At 69.4% G+C, this 15,775-nt stretch carries 18 protein-coding genes and 1 riboswitch; of the genes, 14 read left to right on the top strand and 4 right to left on the bottom strand.

Annotated features, from left to right (window positions below; all coding sequences use genetic code 11):
* Positions 1-5: 5 nt before the first annotated feature.
* Positions 6-953, bottom strand: coding sequence for a 4-hydroxy-3-methylbut-2-enyl diphosphate reductase (gene ispH, locus FRZ32_RS00315; RefSeq protein WP_147041615.1), 948 nt, complete (start codon positions 951-953; stop codon positions 6-8).
* Positions 954-1,067: 114 nt separating this feature from the next.
* Between ispH and FRZ32_RS00310 the strand changes: the two genes are divergently transcribed.
* From FRZ32_RS00310 to FRZ32_RS00280, 7 genes are all read left to right on the top strand, one after another.
* Entirely contained in the window at positions 1,068-1,715 is a 648-nt protein-coding gene (locus tag FRZ32_RS00310; protein ID WP_147041614.1) for a hypothetical protein, read from the top strand.
* Positions 1,716-1,789: 74 nt separating this feature from the next.
* Positions 1,790-1,887: riboswitch (glycine riboswitch) on the top strand.
* Positions 1,888-2,056: 169 nt separating this feature from the next.
* Positions 2,057-3,163: a glycine cleavage system aminomethyltransferase GcvT gene (gcvT, locus tag FRZ32_RS00305; protein ID WP_147041613.1), complete on the top strand. Its 1,107-nt coding sequence runs from the start codon at positions 2,057-2,059 to the stop codon at positions 3,161-3,163.
* Complete coding sequence (gene gcvH, locus FRZ32_RS00300) at positions 3,160-3,531, top strand: glycine cleavage system protein GcvH (protein WP_147041612.1); 372 nt, start codon at positions 3,160-3,162, stop codon at positions 3,529-3,531. The genes gcvT and gcvH overlap by 4 nt, the downstream gene beginning before the upstream one ends.
* A gap of 40 nt (positions 3,532-3,571) precedes the next feature.
* Positions 3,572-4,354: a class I SAM-dependent methyltransferase gene (locus tag FRZ32_RS00295; RefSeq protein WP_147041611.1), complete on the top strand. Its 783-nt coding sequence runs from the start codon at positions 3,572-3,574 to the stop codon at positions 4,352-4,354.
* A gap of 154 nt (positions 4,355-4,508) precedes the next feature.
* Positions 4,509-5,867, top strand: coding sequence for an aminomethyl-transferring glycine dehydrogenase subunit GcvPA (gene gcvPA, locus FRZ32_RS00290; protein ID WP_147041610.1), 1,359 nt, complete (start codon positions 4,509-4,511; stop codon positions 5,865-5,867).
* A complete protein-coding gene (gene gcvPB, locus FRZ32_RS00285; RefSeq protein WP_147041609.1) occupies positions 5,864-7,435 on the top strand; it encodes an aminomethyl-transferring glycine dehydrogenase subunit GcvPB in 1,572 nt (523 codons plus the stop codon). The genes gcvPA and gcvPB overlap by 4 nt, the downstream gene beginning before the upstream one ends.
* The gene (locus FRZ32_RS00280) at positions 7,432-8,034 is read left to right on the top strand and encodes a DUF938 domain-containing protein (protein ID WP_147041608.1); all 603 of its coding nucleotides are present in this window, start codon (positions 7,432-7,434) and stop codon (positions 8,032-8,034) included. Before gcvPB ends, FRZ32_RS00280 begins: the two co-directional genes overlap by 4 nt.
* Here the strand turns inward: FRZ32_RS00280 and FRZ32_RS00275 are convergent.
* Positions 8,021-8,602, bottom strand: coding sequence for a phosphatase PAP2 family protein (locus tag FRZ32_RS00275; RefSeq protein WP_147041607.1), 582 nt, complete (start codon positions 8,600-8,602; stop codon positions 8,021-8,023). The two genes, FRZ32_RS00280 and FRZ32_RS00275, sit on opposite strands and share 14 nt — an antisense overlap.
* The gene (locus FRZ32_RS00270; protein ID WP_158635772.1) at positions 8,602-9,444 is read right to left on the bottom strand and encodes a class I SAM-dependent methyltransferase; all 843 of its coding nucleotides are present in this window, start codon (positions 9,442-9,444) and stop codon (positions 8,602-8,604) included. The genes FRZ32_RS00275 and FRZ32_RS00270 overlap by 1 nt, the downstream gene beginning before the upstream one ends.
* A gap of 117 nt (positions 9,445-9,561) precedes the next feature.
* Here FRZ32_RS00270 and FRZ32_RS00265 point away from each other — a divergent pair, with 117 nt between their 5' ends.
* Genes FRZ32_RS00265 through gspK form a run of 4 tightly spaced genes read left to right on the top strand, consistent with a single transcriptional unit; the run spans position 9,562 to position 11,978 of the window.
* The gene (locus FRZ32_RS00265) at positions 9,562-10,005 is read left to right on the top strand and encodes a GspH/FimT family pseudopilin (protein ID WP_147041605.1); all 444 of its coding nucleotides are present in this window, start codon (positions 9,562-9,564) and stop codon (positions 10,003-10,005) included.
* Positions 9,992-10,414 (top strand): type II secretion system minor pseudopilin GspI, encoded by a 423-nt coding sequence (gene gspI, locus FRZ32_RS00260; RefSeq protein ID WP_243445146.1) that lies wholly within the window; start codon positions 9,992-9,994, stop codon positions 10,412-10,414. Before FRZ32_RS00265 ends, gspI begins: the two co-directional genes overlap by 14 nt.
* Positions 10,411-10,992, top strand: coding sequence for a type II secretion system minor pseudopilin GspJ (gene gspJ / locus FRZ32_RS00255; RefSeq protein WP_147041603.1), 582 nt, complete (start codon positions 10,411-10,413; stop codon positions 10,990-10,992). Before gspI ends, gspJ begins: the two co-directional genes overlap by 4 nt.
* Positions 10,989-11,978 (top strand): type II secretion system minor pseudopilin GspK, encoded by a 990-nt coding sequence (gspK, locus tag FRZ32_RS00250; protein WP_147041602.1) that lies wholly within the window; start codon positions 10,989-10,991, stop codon positions 11,976-11,978. Before gspJ ends, gspK begins: the two co-directional genes overlap by 4 nt.
* Before the next feature lie 62 nt (positions 11,979-12,040).
* Here the strand turns inward: gspK and FRZ32_RS00245 are convergent, their stop codons facing one another.
* On the bottom strand, positions 12,041-12,688 hold the full coding sequence (locus tag FRZ32_RS00245) for a queuosine precursor transporter (RefSeq protein WP_147041601.1): 648 nt from the start codon (positions 12,686-12,688) through the stop codon (positions 12,041-12,043).
* Between the two features lie 75 nt (positions 12,689-12,763).
* Between FRZ32_RS00245 and FRZ32_RS00240 the strand changes: the two genes are divergently transcribed.
* The 3 genes from FRZ32_RS00240 to FRZ32_RS00230 all read left to right on the top strand — a co-directional run bounded on the left by FRZ32_RS00240 (position 12,764) and on the right by FRZ32_RS00230 (position 15,763).
* Positions 12,764-13,756, top strand: coding sequence for an adenosine kinase (locus FRZ32_RS00240; protein ID WP_243445145.1), 993 nt, complete (start codon positions 12,764-12,766; stop codon positions 13,754-13,756).
* A gap of 127 nt (positions 13,757-13,883) precedes the next feature.
* Positions 13,884-14,453: an LOG family protein gene (locus FRZ32_RS00235; protein ID WP_147044270.1), complete on the top strand. Its 570-nt coding sequence runs from the start codon at positions 13,884-13,886 to the stop codon at positions 14,451-14,453.
* Between the two features lie 56 nt (positions 14,454-14,509).
* Positions 14,510-15,763 (top strand): NupC/NupG family nucleoside CNT transporter, encoded by a 1,254-nt coding sequence (locus tag FRZ32_RS00230; protein WP_147041599.1) that lies wholly within the window; start codon positions 14,510-14,512, stop codon positions 15,761-15,763.
* Positions 15,764-15,775: the final 12 nt, after the last annotated feature.

Below are 15,775 nucleotides of genomic sequence, written 5' to 3'. Positions count from 1 at the left end.
TGGCGTCAGGCGGCCTGGAGCGCGGCCGGGAGCTTGAACGTCATCCGTTCCTCGACCCCGGCCATTTCCTCTTCGGTGACATCGAAGCGGGCGGCGAGCGCATCGACCACTTCGCGCACCAGCAGCTCAGGCGCCGAGGCGCCGGCGGTGATGCCGAGCGTCGCAACCCCATCAAGCCAGGCGATATCGATGTCGGCGGCACGTGCGACGAGCCGGGCGCGCGCGCCCTCCCGCTCGGCGACCTCGACCAGTCGCACCGAATTGGAGCTGTTCGACGCGCCGATGACGAGCACCGCATCGCAGCGTTTCGCGATCGCCTTCACCGCCGCCTGGCGGTTCGAGGTCGCGTAGCAGATGTCCTCGCTGCGCGGCGCCTCGATCTCGGGAAACCGGCGCTTCAGGATCGCGACGATGGCGGCGGTATCGTCCACCGAAAGCGTCGTCTGGGTGAGGAAGGCGAGCCGTTCGCCGGCCGGCGGCACCACGGCTTCGGCCTCAGCGGCGTCCTCGATCAGGGTCATCCGCCCCGGCGGAACCTGGCCGAACGTGCCGATCACCTCGGGATGGCCGGCATGGCCGACGAAGAGGATGTGATGGCCGCTTTCGATCAGCCGCTCGGCCTGGCGATGGACCTTGGAGACGAGCGGGCAGGTGGCGTCGAGATAGTCGAGCCCGCGCTCTTCCGCTTTCGCCGGAACCGCCTTGGGCACGCCGTGGGCGGAAAAGACCACGGGGACGCCGTCAGGCACCTCGTCGAGCTCGCGTACGAAGATCGCGCCGCGCGCCTTCAGGCTTTCGACGACGAACTTGTTGTGGACGATTTCGTGGCGGACATAGACCGGCGCGCCATAGCGCTCGATGGCGAGCTCGACGATGCGGATCGCCCGATCGACGCCGGCGCAGAAGCCGCGCGGCGCCGCGATGAGCAGGTGGAGAGGGGGCCTGGTCGCCATTTGCGGGCCTCTTAGGGCGAAGCGGCCGCCGCGTCCACTGGAGGCCGTTGCGGATCGGGGGTGCAGGCCCTAAGGCTAGGGCCACAGAGCCATTCCACAGCGTTCGAGGATCCCTTGCGCCCCACCCTCTCCAAAGCGGCTATCGTCGCGCTTCTGACCCTCGGCCTTGGCGCCTGCGCCCGCGAGGGCGACATTTTCGAAAGCGGCATCCTCACCAGCTATACCGCCTGCCCGGCGGTCGCGATTCCCGCCCCGGCCGGCGACATCACGCTGTTCGATCCGGCGACCAGCCGGGATGCGAGCGCGATCGACGTGGTCGCGACGATGACCGACCTTCGCGGCAATTGCGACCAGACCGCGACCGAGAACATTGTCACCAGCATCACCTTCAATGTCGAAGCGATCCGCCGCGACAATCACGGCGCCCGCGATGTCGTGCTGCCCTATTTCACCAGCGTCGTGCAGGGGAACGGCAACGTCGTCGCCAAGCGGCTCAGCCGGATCGCGCTCCACTTCGCCGACGGCGAGTATCGCGCCCAGGCGAGTGGGGTCACGGGTGCGCAGGTGCTTCGTTCGGCCGCGACCCTGCCGGAAGACGTGCGCGATCAGATCACCCGCGTGCGGCGCGCCGGCGATCCGCAGGCGGCGCTCGATCCGCTCGCCGACCCGGCGGTACGCGCGGCGGTCGATCGCGCGCATTTCGAGGTGTTGGTGGGCTTCGCGCTCGATCCGGACCAGCTTCGCTACAACGCGACGCGCTGACACGCCGCGCCGAAGCCTGGCGATTGACTCGGGCGAGGCGACCCTCCACAGCGAGGTGTCCGGCGGTTCGCCGCCAGGGACGCGCGGGAGAGGGCGGCAAGGCTTCGGCCGGGCCGCCGCCGAAGGAGCAACCGCCCCGGAATCTCTCAGGCAGAAGGACCGCGCGCTCGAGGACGCTCTGGAAAGCGCCCGCTGCCGCCACGGCTGCGACGGGCCACCGAAGGGGTAACCCGCGCCGCCGCGGCGGCGATGGGGAAAGCTCTCAGGTTCCGTGACAGAGGGGGCATTGGAATTCGGCGGGGAAACGCGCCGATGACGCCGATGCAGACCGGAGCGGATCGATGAGCGAGCAGATTCTTCCCCTCGATGCCTGGCACCGTCGCCTTGGCGCGCGCATGGTCGAATTCGCCGGCTACCAGATGCCGATCCAGTATGAAGGCATCATCGCCGAGCACAAATGGACACGCGAATCGGCCGGCCTGTTCGACGTCAGCCATATGGGCCAGCTCATCATCGCCGGAAGCGAGGCCGAGAAGGGGCTCGCGACGCTGCTCCCGACCGATTTCTCGATCCTGAAGGAAGGCCGGCCCAAATATTCGCTGCTGCTGACCATCGAAGGCGGGATCATCGACGATCTGATGGTGACCCGGCGCGGCGATCATTTCTACATGGTCGTCAACGGCGCGACCAAGGCCGGCGATATCGAGCATCTCCAGGCAAGGCTGCCGAACGGCGCCTTTCTCGATCATATGAAGGAGCAGGCGCTGCTCGCGCTCCAGGGGCCGAAGGCGGTCGACGCGCTGGCGCGGCTTGCGCCGGGCGTCGAGGCGCTGACCTTCATGACCGGCGGCGTCTTCATGCTCGACGGCGTCACCTCGTGGATCAGCCGTTCGGGCTATACCGGCGAGGACGGGTTCGAAATTTCGCTGCCCGCTTATGCCGCCGAGCGGATCGCCGACCTGATCGTCGAGCAGCCGGAAGTGAAGCCGATCGGCCTCGGCGCGCGCGATTCGCTGCGGCTGGAGGCGGGGCTGCCCCTCTACGGGCACGATCTCGATATTTCGACGACGCCGGTCGAAGCCGACCTCGTCTTCGCGCTTTCGAAGCGGCGGCGCGAGGAGGGGGGCTTTCCCGGCTGGGAACGGATCGCGGCGGAGCTGGTTCAGGGGCCGATCCGCAAGCGCGTTGGCGTGCTCGTCGAGGGACGCCAGCCGGTGCGCGAGGGCGCGATGGTGGTGGACGGCGAGGGCAATGAGGTCGGCAAGGTCACGTCCGGCGGTTTTTCGCCAAGCCTCGAAGCGCCGATCGCCATGGCCTATGTGCCGCTCGCCTCGGCCGAGCCCGGCGCCCGCATCGAAATGGCCCAGCGCGGCCGCATCTATCAGGGCGTCGTCACCGCGATGCCTTTCGTCCCCCACCGCTATCACCGCAAGGGAGCGCCCCAATGAGCGTCTATTACACCAAGGAGCATGAGTGGGTCCGCGTCGAGGGCGATACCGCCACGGTCGGCATCACCGATTTCGCGCAAGGGCAGCTCGGCGACGTCGTCTTCGTCGAGGTGCCGGAGGCCGGCAAGGCGCTGACCAAGGGCGGCGAGGCCGCGGTGGTCGAATCGGTGAAGGCGGCGAGCGACGTCTATGCGCCGGTTTCGGGCACGGTGATCGAGGGCAACCAGGCGGTCGTCGACGAGCCGTCGCTGGTCAACACCGATCCGGAAAATGCCGGCTGGTTCTTCAAGCTGACGCTGAGCGACGATCACCAGATCAACGACCTGATGAGCGAGGAGCAATACAAGGCCTATTGCGAGAGCCTGTGAGCACGGCATCGATCCTGACTGAGCCGAGGCGCGCGCGGCCATGGTGAATGAAAGCTCGCGCTGGTCGCCGGCGGATTATGCGCGCAACGCCGCCTTCGTGCCGGCGCTTGGCGCGGCGGCGCTCTCGCTGCTCGATCCCAAGCCCGGCGAGATGATCCTCGATCTCGGCTGCGGCGACGGCGTGCTGACCGAGAAGATCGTCGCGGCCGGCGCGGTCGTGATCGGCTTCGACAGCTCGCCGGAGATGGTCGAGGCGGCGCGCTCGCGCGGCATCGATGCGTTCGTCGTCGATGCCGAGGCGCTGGCCAGCCCCGAGCAGGCGGAGCGGTTCGGGCAGTTCGACGCGGTCTTTTCCAATGCGGCGCTCCACTGGATGCTCGATGCCGATGCGGTGGCGAGCGGCGTGTTCGCGATGCTGAAGGCCGGCGGCCGCTTCGCCGGCGAGATGGGCGGCGCGGGCAATATCGCGGTCCTGCGCGGCGCGATCCGGGCGGAGCTGATCGAACGCGGCTACACTTTGCCCGAGGCCGATCCGCAATGGTATCCGAGCGTGGAGGAGTTCACGCGGCTCTATGCGACGGCCGGGTTCGGCCAGATCCAGGCCGAGCTGATCGACCGGCCGACGCCGCTGCCCGCCGGCATTTCCGCCTGGGTGAAGACCTTCCGCGCCGGCTGGCTCGACCAGGCGATGGTGCCCGAATGGGAGCGCGACGAGATCGGTCGCGGGGTGGAGAAACGGGTCGAGGCCACGCTTCGCAATCCCGACGGCAGCTGGTTCGCGGATTATGTCCGGCTGCGCTTCTGGATGCGGAAGCCGGAATGAGTTTTTCCTCCCTGTCCGCGCAGCGGATGGGGAGGGGGACCGCCTGAAAGGCGGTGGAGGGACTCTCCGGCGCCGAAAGCCCCTCCACCGCTCTTCGAGCGGTCCCCCTCCCCATCGCCGGCGGCGACAGGGAGGATTTAAGAGGAAGAAACGAATGCGTTACCTGCCTTTGTCCGATACCGACCGGCGCGAGATGCTGGCGGCGGTCGGCGCCAAGTCGATCGACGATCTGTTCGTGGACGTGCCGGAGGCGGCGCGGCTTTCCGGGACGATCGAAGGGCTTCCCGATCATGCCAGCGAAATGGCGGTCGAGCGGCACATGCGCGCGCTCGCGCAGAAGAACATGGTCGCGGGCGACGTCCCTTTCTTCCTCGGCGCGGGGGCATATCGGCATCACATCCCGGCCAGCGTCGATCACATCATCCAGCGCGGCGAATTCCTGACCAGCTACACGCCCTATCAGCCGGAGATCGCGCAGGGCACGCTCCAGGCTCTGTTCGAATTCCAGACGCAGGTCGCGCGGCTCTATGGCTGTGAGGTCGCCAACGCCTCGATGTATGACGGATCGACCGCCTGCTGGGAGGCGATCGCGATGGCGCGGCGGATCACGCGGCGGACGAAGACGATCCTCTCCGGCGGCCTTCACCCGCACTATGTCTCGACCGCCAGGACGATGGCGCGCTTCACCGGCGACGTGCTCGAGGCGGCGCTGCCGGACCTGTCGGCGGACACCGATTTCGATCGGATCGTCGGCGCGATCGATGGCGAGACCAGCGCGGTCGTGGTGCAATATCCGGACATCCTCGGCCGGATCGACGATCTTTCGGAGCTCGCGGCGCGCTGCCACGAGCAGGGCGCGCTGCTGATCGCGGTCGTCACCGAGCCGGTGGCGCTGGGGGCGATCCGCTCGCCCGGCGAGATGGGCGCGGACATCGTCGTCGGCGAGGGCCAGTCGATCGGCGTCGGCCTCAATTTCGGCGGCCCTTATGTCGGCCTCTTCGCCACCCGCGAGAAATATGTCCGCCAGATGCCGGGCCGCCTCGCCGGCGAGACCGTGGATGCGCAGGGCAAGCGCGGCTTCGTCCTTACCCTGTCGACCCGCGAGCAGCATATCCGGCGCGAGAAGGCGACCAGCAATATCTGCACCAATGCCGGCCTGTGCGCGCTCGCTTTCTCGGTGCACATGACCCTGCTCGGCGAGAAGGGGCTGCGGCAGCTCGCCGCGGTCAATCACGCCCGCGCCGTGGCGGCGGCGGAGGCCCTGACACAGGTGCCCGGCGTCAGCCTGGTCAACCGGACCTTCTTCAACGAATTCACCCTGACCTTGCCGAAGGAGGCGCGGCCGGTGGTGCGCGCGCTGGCGGAGGCCGGCGTGCTCGGCGGGGTCTCGCTCGGCCGCCTCTATCCGGGTGTGGCGGGCCTCGAGAACGGGCTGGTCGTGGCGGTCACCGAGACCGTGACGGACGAGGATATCGGCGCCTTTGCCAAGGCGCTGGCAGGAGTGCTGGCATGACGATCAACCAGAGCGGCTGGCGGCCCGAATTGGGCGAGGCTTCGAACGACGATGGCGGCGCGACCTATACCGGCAACAAGGCGCTGATGCTGGAGGAGCCGCTGCTCTTCGAGATCGGCGACACGCGGACGACCGGCGTGGATTTCGACGCGCCGGCGGCTGGCTCATCACGCCTCGGCGGGCTCGACCGCAACCGGGAGATCGGGCTGGCCGGGCTGACCGAGCCGCAGGCGGTGCGCCATTATACGCGGCTCAGCCGCCAGAATTACGCGATCGACCTCGGGCTCTTCCCGCTCGGCTCGTGCACGATGAAGCACAATCCGCGGCTGAACGAGAAGGTCGCGCGGATGCCGGGCTTCGCCGATGTTCACCCGCTCCAGCCGGTCGATACGATCCAGGGCGCGCTCGCGGTCATCAACGAGCTTGCGGTGTGGCTGATCGAGCTCACCGGGATGCATGGCGTGGCGATGACGCCAAAGGCGGGGGCGCACGGGGAATTGTGCGGCATCCTGTGCATCAAGGCGGCGCTCGACGCGCGCGGCGAGGATCGCAAGGTGATCCTGGTGCCCGAAAGCGCGCACGGCACCAATCCCGCCACCGCGGCCTTTGCCGGCTTTTCGATCGAGAATATCCCGGCCAATGGCGACGGCCGGGTCGATCTCGACGCGCTGAAGGCGCGGCTTGGGCCGGACGTCGCCGGGGTGATGATCACCAACCCCAATACCTGCGGCCTGTTCGAACGCGACATGAAGGCCATTTCCGACGCGGTCCATGCGGCGGGCGGCTATGTCTATTGCGACGGCGCGAACTTCAACGCGATCGTCGGCCGGGTGCGGCCGGGCGATCTCGGCATCGATGCGATGCACATCAACCTGCACAAGACCTTCTCCACCCCGCACGGCGGCGGCGGGCCGGGCGCGGGGCCGGTGGTGCTTTCCGAGGCGCTGGCGCCTTACGGCCCGCTGCCGTTCACCGCTCGACGGAAGGACGGCCATATCGACCTCATCGAAGAGGAGAATGCGGGCGACGAGCATCCCGACAGCTTCGGGCGGATGGCGGCGTTCAACGGCCAGATGGGCATGTTCACCCGCGCCCTCGCCTATATCCTGAGCCATGGCGCGGACGGGCTGAGGCAGGTCGCCGAGGATGCGGTGCTCAACGCCAATTATGTGCTGAGGCGGCTGGAGGGCGTGCTCGACGCGCCGTTCGGCCATAGCGGCCCGTGCATGCACGAGGCCCTGTTCAGCGATCGCGGCTTCGCGGACGGACTGTCCACCCTCGATCTCGCCAAGGGCCTGATCGACGAGGGCTTCCACCCGATGACGATGTATTTCCCGCTCGTCGTCCACGGCGCGATGCTGATCGAGCCGACCGAGACCGAGAGCAAGGCGGCGCTGGACCAGTTCATCGGCGCGGTGAGAAGCGTCGCCGAGCGGGCCAAAGCGGGCGATGCCAGCCTCAAGGCCGCCCCCGTCTTCGCCCCCCGCCGCCGGCTCGACGAGACGCTGGCGGCGAGGAAGCCCGTGCTGGTCTACAAGGAGCCGACGCAGGCGCAGCCGGCGGAATGACGGACGACCGCCGTTCCGCACCGCATGTCGCGCGCAATGCCGAGCCGATTGCCGCGGTGCTGCGGGACGTGCTTCCGGGGCGTGGGCTGGTGCTGGAGGTGGCGAGCGGGACGGGGGAGCATGGGGTTCATTTCGCGCGCGCCTTTCCGAAATTGCTGTGGCAGCCGAGCGATCCGGAGCCTGCCGCCCTGCGATCGATCGAGGCCTGGCGGACGGAGGCCGGGCTGTTCAACCTGCTCCCCGTCCTGTCGCTCGATGCGCGGGCGGCGGAATGGCCGGTGAGCAACGCCGACGCCATCGTCGCGATCAACATGGTCCATATCAGCCCGTGGAGCGCCACGACCGGGTTGATGCGCGGGGCCGGGCGGCTGCTTGCGCCCGGCGCGCCGCTCTTTCTCTACGGCCCCTATCGCCGCGCCGGGATCGAGACCGCGCCGAGCAACGAAGCGTTCGACGAGAGCCTCAAGGCGCGCGATCCCGAATGGGGGCTGCGCGACCTGGAGGCGGTGGCCGAGGCGGCGGCGGCCCATGGCTTCGCGCTCGAACGGGTCGTCGAGATGCCGGCGAACAACCTGTCGGTGATCTTCAGGAAAGGCTGAGCCGCCGCCGCGCGAGCGCGAGGCCGGCGAGGGTGCAGAAGGCGCCGAAGGCCCAGCCGCCGACGACATCGCTCGGCCAGTGGACGCCGAGGACCAGCCGGCTGATCCCGATCGCGCAGGCGAGGAGCAGCGCGAGGCCGATCGCGAGCGGCCGCGTCTCGCGCGGAACGAGCAGGGCGAGGCAGAGCAGGGTCGCCATCGAATTGGCGGCGTGCGCGCTCGGGAAGGAGGAGAGGCCGACATCGACGAGATGGAGCCGCGGTTCCGGCCGGGTCCGCCCGATGACCAGCTTTTCGGCGGCGACCGTCACCCTGACGAAGAGAGTGATCGCGACCAGCAGCAGCGCCGCGTGCGGCCGCCGGCGCGCCGCCAGCCAGAGCGCCGCCAGCGCCGCGAGCGGAAGCAGGATGAAGCCGCTGCCCCACTGCGTCAGCCAGCGCGCGGCGGTGGCGATGGCGGGATGCTGACCCGCCTGGAACGAGGCGAGCAGCGCCCGGTCCGTCGCGCCGCCGCCGAGCGCGAGCATCGCCGCCCACAGCAGCGCCAGCGCGGCGAGCGCCGATCGCATCAGCCGGCGCGCACCGCTTGCCAGTGCTCGCCCGAGGTGGAGACCAGCCGATCGCCCTCGAGCCGGCCCTCGAACACCCGGCTGTGGCCGTCCACGTCCGCGACGAAGCGCACGCGCGACCCGCTGACCCAGCCTTCGCCGACCCGCGAGTCCGCGCCGAGCGTGCCGCCGATCTCCTGGTAATGCTGGGTGAGCGTCAGCGGCCAATCGTGGCCGTCGAGCGTCAGCGTCCAGCGCCCGGCCAGGCGGGCGGGGACGATCCACATGTAGAGCATCGTATCGCCCACGCGCCGATGTTCATCAGCCCGCCAATCCCCCATGTCGAACTGTTCGGAGACGACCTTCGCACCCGGCTGCATCTCCGCGAGGATCCGCGGGCGGACCCTCAGGTTGACCTCGGGGGTGAGATAGAGCGTCACGACCTCGGCATTGGCGAGCGGGGTTTCGAACAGGTCCTGGCGGCGGAAGCTCACCTTGTCGGCGACGCCGGCGCGGCGGGCATTGGCGGTCGCCTCGCGCACCTTCGCGGGATCGATGTCGACGCCGATGCCGCGCGCGCCATAGACCCGCGCCGCCGCGATCAGCACCCGCCCGTCGCCGGATCCGAGATCCAGCACGTCGTCGTCGGGCCGGACGCCGGCGAGCGCGAGCATCGCATCGACCACGTCATAGTCGCTGGCGAGCTGCGGCGCATCGAGCGGTGCCGCGGGCGCGACGAAACGCGCGGGATCGAAGCCGGCGGGCGCGTCGGTCTCATTATCCGAATGCGGCGAGCAGGCGCACAGAAGGATCGCGGCGGCGGGGAAGATGCGGAGCCAGCGCGGCGCAAGGGAAACGGTCATCATCGGCCGCTTTTCACCCTTGCGCGCGCCTTGTCATCGTCCTTGCGCCGAACCGTGTCGCACATGTCATCGAATCGTCTCGCGGCGGGGCGGCGAGCGGCCTAACATGCCGGCGCGATGGCATGCGGGGCGACGAGGCGAGGGGAGGCGGGCTTCACGCTGGTGGAGCTGATGGTCGTGCTCGTCATCCTCGGCCTCGCCGCGGCGGCGGTCGTGCTCGCCATGCCGGCGCCGGGCGGCAGCCTCGAGACCGAGGCCGAGCGGCTGGCGGCGCGGGCCAAGGCCGCGCGCGACGAGGCGATCGTCGAGGCCCGCCCCGCGGCGCTCGCGGTCGGGCAAGGCGGCTACACGCTGTCGCGGCGGACCGGTGGCGCGTGGCAGGTCGTCGCGCACCAAGACTGGGTCGAAGGCACACGGGCCGAGGCGGCGGGGACGTTCGAAGGGCAAACGCGGTTCGATGCGACCGGCGCGGCCGATCCGCTGAACGTGACGCTTCGCCGCGGGAATCGCGCGGTTGCGGTGATCATCGGCAATGACGGAACGGTCCGTGTCGAACGGTAGCGTCGATCGCCAATCCTTCGCCCCGTCCGGCGTCGAGCGCGGGGGATCGGAAGGAGAAAGCGGCTTCACGCTGATCGAGATGCTCGTCGCGCTTGCGGTGTTCAGCCTCGCGGCGCTCGCGCTGCTGCGGCTTTCGGGGGCGAGCGCGACGAACGGCGCGCGGCTCGGCGATCAGGCGATGGCGGCGATCGTCGCGCGCAACATCGCCGCCGAGACGCTGAGCGATCCCGGCCCGCCGCCCTTCGGCACGCAGACTGGCGTCGCGGTGAACGGCAATCGCCGCTGGAGCTGGACCCGCGACGTCGCGCGATCGCCCGAGCCGCGCATCCAGCAGATCACCATCGCGGTGGCCCCCGAAGCGGGCGGGCCCGGACGCGCAAGCCTGGTCATCTTCAGGGCGCTGCAATGAAGGAGCGCGGCTTTACCCTTGTGGAGATGCTGATCGCGCTGGCGATCTTCGGAATGCTGACGGCGGCGGGCGTGGCCTTGCTCTCGGTCACGGCGCGGACGCAGGAGACGGCGGACCGGCAGCTCGCCGCGGTCGGCGATATCCGGCGCACCGGCGCGCTGCTCACCGCCGATCTTGCGCAGGACGTGGCGCGGCCGCATCGCAACGGCGACGGGCGCCAGCAGATCGCCTTCGCCGGCGCAGACGGCACGCAGCCGATGCTGATGATGTTCGTCCGGACGGGCAATGATGTCGATGCCGGGCTGCCGGCGCTGAAGCGGGTCGGCTATCGGCTGCAGGGCGGGCGGCTGGAGCGGCTTGCGTTCGGCGCGGTGGATGGTGGCGACGCGGCGGTGGCGGTGCCCCTGCTGGACGGCGTGCGGCAGGCCCGGCTGCGCTATCGCGACCGAACCGGGGCCTGGCAATCGCGCTGGTTCCCCTCCGACGGCACCCAGCTTCCGGTCGCGGTCGAGCTGGTGGTCGAGACGGCGCGCGAGGGCGTGGTGCGGCAGGTCTTCATCGTCGGGACGGGCCGGTGAGCGGGCCGGCCGTTCCGCCGCGCGAACGCGGCGCGGCGCTGCTTGCGGTGCTGCTGCTGGTCGCGGTGGTCGGCGCGATCGCCGCGGCGACGCTGGAAAAGCTGACGCTGTCGCGCACCGCCGCGGCCAACGCCGCCGCGCTGGACCGCGCCCGCGCCTTCGCCGACGGGGTGGAGCGGCTCGGGCTGCTCACCATCGACGATCTCATCGTGCGCGACACGCGCAGGACGACGCTCGAGGGCGGATGGAACGGGCGGGCGCGCGACATTCCGATGCCGGGCGGCGGCCTCGCCCGGGTGCAGGTGCGCGACGGGGGCAATTGCTTCAACATCAATTCGGTCGTCTCCGGCGATCCGCGCACGCGGCTCAGCCGCCGCGAATCCGGCGTTGCCGAGTTCATCGCGCTGATGATGGCGCTCGACGTGCCCCAGGGCGACGCGCGGCGGATCGCCGAGGCCGCCGCCGACTGGGCCGACAGCGACACGATCCCAGGGCCCGGCGGCGCCGAGGACGAGGCCTATATGGCAAGCCCGACGCCCTATCGCACCGGCAACACCCTGTTCGCCGATGTCGGCGAGCTGGCGCTGGTCTCGGGGATGACGCCCCGGATCATGGCGCGGCTCCGCCCCTGGCTGTGCGCCCTGCCGACCAGCGATCTCGCGCCGATCAACGTCAACACGCTGCTTCCCGATCAGGCGCCCTTGGTGGCGATGCTCGCGCCGGGCCAGATCGATCTCGGCCGCGCCCGGGCCGCGATCGCCGCGCGCCCGGCGGCGGGCTGGAACAGCCAGGTCGATTTCTGGCAGGCCGGCCCGCTGCGCGGGCTCGCCGTCCCGCTCGATCTCCAGCTCCAGCCGCAATTGAGGACGACATGGTTCGCCCTCGACGTGCGGGTGGAGGTCGGCGACGCCGAGTTCCACGAGACCACTTTGGTCGACGCGCGCCGGCGGCCGTCAAGGCTCGCGGCGAGGAGATGGGAGGAGTGAGCCAAATTCCCCTCTCTGGAAGGGAGGGGAGGCAGAGGCGGCGCTTCGAAGGAGTTCGGACGCTAGGCGCCGGCGTCCAGCCGCCGCCCCAGCCCTACGAACAGGTAGATGAGCGGCGGGACCACGATCGCGGAGAGCACCACTTTCGCGATCATCTGGCCGATCAGCAGCTCCGCGATCGGGAAAACGCCCCAGAAGGCGATCGACACGAACAGGAAGGTGTCGACGATCTGCGAGAGGATGCTCGCGGTCCCGGCCCGCAGCCACAGCAGCTTCGCGCCCTCGCGGCCCTTGAGCCAGGAGAAGATGGTGACGTTGAGCGTCTGCGACACGCCATAGGCGACGATGCCGGCGATCCAGATGCGCGGCGTCCCGCCCATCATCAGCGCGAAGGCGTCGCGGCGGGCCGGGTCCATGCCCGGCGAGGGCGGAATCGCGAGGACGAGCTCGGCAAGCAGGATCGAGGCGATCAGCGGCACGAAGCCGAATCGCACGAGGCGGTTGGCGGTCGCGCCGCCGCTCAGCTCGGCGACCGCGCTGGAGGTGATGACGAGGAGGAGGAAGGCGAAGATGCCGGCCTCGACCGCGAGGCCGCCGGGCAGCGCCACCTGCTTGTTGCCGAGCACGCCGGCGATGCAGACCATGCCGCCGTAGAAGATCGCGTAGAGGAAGAGCGAGCGCGGGATCGCGGGGCTTTGATCGTTGGTCATCGTCGATGGCGTAACGGCTTTTGCTCCATGCAAAAAGGGCTTTCCGATTCGCCCCGATCCCGCCATGAGCCGGTGGTGATCGAGACCCGACTGGATGTGCTGGCGATCGGCGACGCCGTGGTGGACGTGCTCGCCAGCGCCGAGGAATCGCTTCTCCTCGAGGAGGGGCTCGTCAAGGGATCGATGCAGGTGCTCGATGCCGAGGGCGCGACACGGCTCTATGCCAAGATGAGCCAGGCGCGCGAGGTGAGTGGCGGATCGGCGGCGAACACGATGGCCGGCGTCGCGGCGCTCGGCGGGCGCGCCGGCTTCGTCGGCCAGGTCGCGAAAGACCAGCTCGGCGAGATTTTCACCCACGATATCCGCGCGCACGGCGTCGAGTTCGAAACGCCGCCGATCGACAGCGGTACGCCGACGGGGCGATGCCTGATCCTCGTCACCGCCGATGCCCAGCGCACGATGAACACCTATCGCGGCGCGGCGCATGAGCTTGCGGCGAGCGCGCTCGATCCGGACCAGATCAGGGGCGCGGCGATCCTCTATCTCGAAGCCTATCTGTGGCGCTCCGAAGGGCCGCGCGCGGCGATGGCGGAGGCGATGCGGATCGCGCATGAAGCGGGCCGGAAGGTCGCCTTCACCCTTTCCGACATCGCCTGCATCAAGCCGCACCGCGCCGAGATCGTCGCGATGCTGGAACGGGGCGATATCGACCTCCTCTTCGCCAACGAGGCGGAAATCCGCGCGCTTGCCGGGATCGAGGATCGCGACGCCGCGATCGCGGCGATCGAGGCGAAGGTGCCGCTGCTCGTCGTCACCTGCGGCGCGGACGGCGCGATGGCCTCGCAGGGCGGGCGGCGCGTCTCGGTTCCGATCGCGCGGATCGGCAAGGGCGTGGTCGACACGACCGGCGCCGGCGATCTCTTCGCCGCCGGCTTCCTGGTCGGCCAGGCGCGGGGCGAGAGCCTTGAGGAGAGCCTTCGCATCGGATCGATCGCGGCGGCGGAGGTGATCTCCCATTTCGGCGCGCGGCCGGAGGCGGACCTCAGGGCACTGGTGGCGGCGACGTGACAAGCGCGGCTTGCTTTTCCCTTCGTCACCCCCGCGAAAGCGGGGGTCCAGCTTGCCGAGCGCAGGCGCCCAGGGAGAAAAGCTGGATTCCCGCCTTCGCGGGAATGACGAGGAAGGGCTTGGCGGCATGAAGCGGCTGGCGGTCTATTGCGGCTCCTCGATGGGGAGCGAGGCGTGGTTCGGCGAGGTTGCGCGCGCGCTTGGCGAGGAAATGGCGCGGCGCGGGATCGCGCTCGTCTATGGCGGCGGGCATCGCGGGCTGATGGGGGTCGTCGCCGATTCTGTGCTCGGCGCCGGCGGCGAGGCCTATGGCGTGATCCCCCAGGCCCTGGTCGACCTCGAAGTCGCGCATACCGGCCTCACCGAGCTCCACGTCGTCGAGACGATGCACGAGCGCAAGGCGAAGATGACCGAGCTCACCGACGCCTTCGTCGCGATCCCCGGCGGCGTCGGCACGCTCGACGAGCTGTTCGAGGCGTGGAGCTGGAACGCGCTCGGCTATCATTCCAAGCCCTTCGCCCTGCTCAACCAGGGCGGCTTCTGGGACCAGATGATCGGCTTCCTCGACCATGTGACGCAAAGCGGCTTCATGTCGCCGGCGCGGCGGGCCCAGCTCATCGTCGCGGACAGCGTGCCGGCGGTGCTCGACACGCTCGCGGGCGCGATCGGCAAGGCCGAACCGAAAATGGTTTGGTGATTTCGCGCCGGCGCGCGATGCTGCGCCGGTAGAACAGGCGAAGGGCGGGGATCTTCATGAACTATCTGATCGGCGTCGGCGGCATCGTCGTGATCCTGGCGATCGCGGTGCTCTTCTCATCGAACCGGCGCTGGATCCGGCTGCGCGTCGTCGGCGCGGCCTTCGCGCTCCAGGCGGCGCTCGCGGTGCTGGTGCTCGGCACGCCCTGGGGCCGCAACGTGATCGGCGCGATGTCGGCCGGGGTATCGGACCTGCTGGGCTATGCACAGGCCGGGATCGACTTCGTGTTCGGGCCGCTCGCATCGCCGGAAATCGGCGGGCACAGCTTCGCGCTCGCCGCGCTGCCGGTGATCATCTTCTTCGCCAGCCTGATCTCGATCCTCTACCATCTCGGCATCATGCAGCTGATCATCAAATGGCTCGGCGGCGCGATCCAGCTGGTGACGGGAATCACCAAGGTCGAATCGCTCGGATCGGCCGCCAACATCTTCGTCGGCCAGTCGGAAAGCCCGCTGACGATCAAGCCCTATCTCGCCAACCTCACGCCATCGCAGCTGTTCTGCATCATGAGCGTCGGCATGGCCGGCGTCGCGGGGACGATCCTGCTCGCCTACGCCCAGATGTTCGGGGACCAGCGCGACGTCTTCCTGCCCTATCTGCTCGCGGCGAGCTTCATGTCGGCGCCGGGCGGCATCCTGATGGCCAAGATCATCATGCCCGACGATCCGGCCGCGCGCGGCATCGAGCCGGAGCCGATCGACGAAGGCGAACATGGCGAGGAACGGCCGGCCAATGTCATCATGGCCGCGGCCGTCGGCGCCCAGACCGGCGTCAAGCTCGCGGTCGCGGTCGGCGCGATGGTGCTCGCCTTCGTCGCGCTGGTCGCGCTCGCCAACGGCATCCTCGGCGGCATCGGCCACCTGTTCGGCTTCGACGGCCTGTCCTTCCAGTGGATCCTCGGCAAGGTCTTCCAGCCGGTCATGTTCATGCTGAACGTGCCGTGGAACGAGGCCGGGACGGCGGGCGGCCTGTTCGGCACGAAGGTGGTGCTGAACGAATTCGTCGCGTTCATCGATCTCAGCAACATCCGCTCGACGCTCTCGCCGATCACCGTCGCGATCACCACCTTCATGCTGTGCGGCTTCGCCAATTTCAGCTCGATCGCGATCCAGATGGCGGTGACGGGCGGGCTCGCCCCCAACCAGCGGCCGATGATCGCGCGGCTCGGGCTGAAGGCGCTGCTCGCCGGATCGCTCTCCAACCTGATGAGCGCTGCGCTGGCGGGGCTGATCCTGTCCGCCACCGCCTGATCCTCCCGGGCG

The organism is Sphingosinicella ginsenosidimutans (assembly GCF_007995055.1).
GTDB classification, from domain to species: Bacteria; Pseudomonadota; Alphaproteobacteria; order Sphingomonadales; family Sphingomonadaceae; genus Allosphingosinicella; species Allosphingosinicella ginsenosidimutans.
Note: the sequence above shows the minus strand (reverse complement) of the source record. Positions and strands in the feature narration are given on the sequence as shown.

Excerpts from the sequence above, each read along its gene's own strand:
- FRZ32_RS00295 (WP_147041611.1), top strand. The coding sequence starts at position 3,572 with ATGGTGAATGAAAGCTCGCGCTGGTCGCCGGCGGATTATGCGCGCAAC.
- FRZ32_RS00245 (WP_147041601.1), bottom strand. The coding sequence starts at position 12,688 with ATGACCAACGATCAAAGCCCCGCGATCCCGCGCTCGCTCTTCCTCTAC.
- ispH (WP_147041615.1), bottom strand. The coding sequence starts at position 953 with ATGGCGACCAGGCCCCCTCTCCACCTGCTCATCGCGGCGCCGCGCGGC.
- FRZ32_RS00280 (WP_147041608.1), top strand. The coding sequence starts at position 7,432 with ATGACGGACGACCGCCGTTCCGCACCGCATGTCGCGCGCAATGCCGAG.
- gspJ (WP_147041603.1), top strand. The coding sequence starts at position 10,411 with ATGAAGGAGCGCGGCTTTACCCTTGTGGAGATGCTGATCGCGCTGGCG.
- FRZ32_RS00230 (WP_147041599.1), top strand. The coding sequence starts at position 14,510 with ATGAACTATCTGATCGGCGTCGGCGGCATCGTCGTGATCCTGGCGATC.
- gcvT (WP_147041613.1), top strand. The coding sequence starts at position 2,057 with ATGAGCGAGCAGATTCTTCCCCTCGATGCCTGGCACCGTCGCCTTGGC.
- gcvPA (WP_147041610.1), top strand. The coding sequence starts at position 4,509 with ATGCGTTACCTGCCTTTGTCCGATACCGACCGGCGCGAGATGCTGGCG.
- FRZ32_RS00235 (WP_147044270.1), top strand. The coding sequence starts at position 13,884 with ATGAAGCGGCTGGCGGTCTATTGCGGCTCCTCGATGGGGAGCGAGGCG.
- FRZ32_RS00275 (WP_147041607.1), bottom strand. The coding sequence starts at position 8,602 with ATGCGATCGGCGCTCGCCGCGCTGGCGCTGCTGTGGGCGGCGATGCTC.
- gcvH (WP_147041612.1), top strand. The coding sequence starts at position 3,160 with ATGAGCGTCTATTACACCAAGGAGCATGAGTGGGTCCGCGTCGAGGGC.
- FRZ32_RS00270 (WP_158635772.1), bottom strand. The coding sequence starts at position 9,444 with ATGACCGTTTCCCTTGCGCCGCGCTGGCTCCGCATCTTCCCCGCCGCC.
- FRZ32_RS00265 (WP_147041605.1), top strand. The coding sequence starts at position 9,562 with ATGGCATGCGGGGCGACGAGGCGAGGGGAGGCGGGCTTCACGCTGGTG.
- gcvPB (WP_147041609.1), top strand. The coding sequence starts at position 5,864 with ATGACGATCAACCAGAGCGGCTGGCGGCCCGAATTGGGCGAGGCTTCG.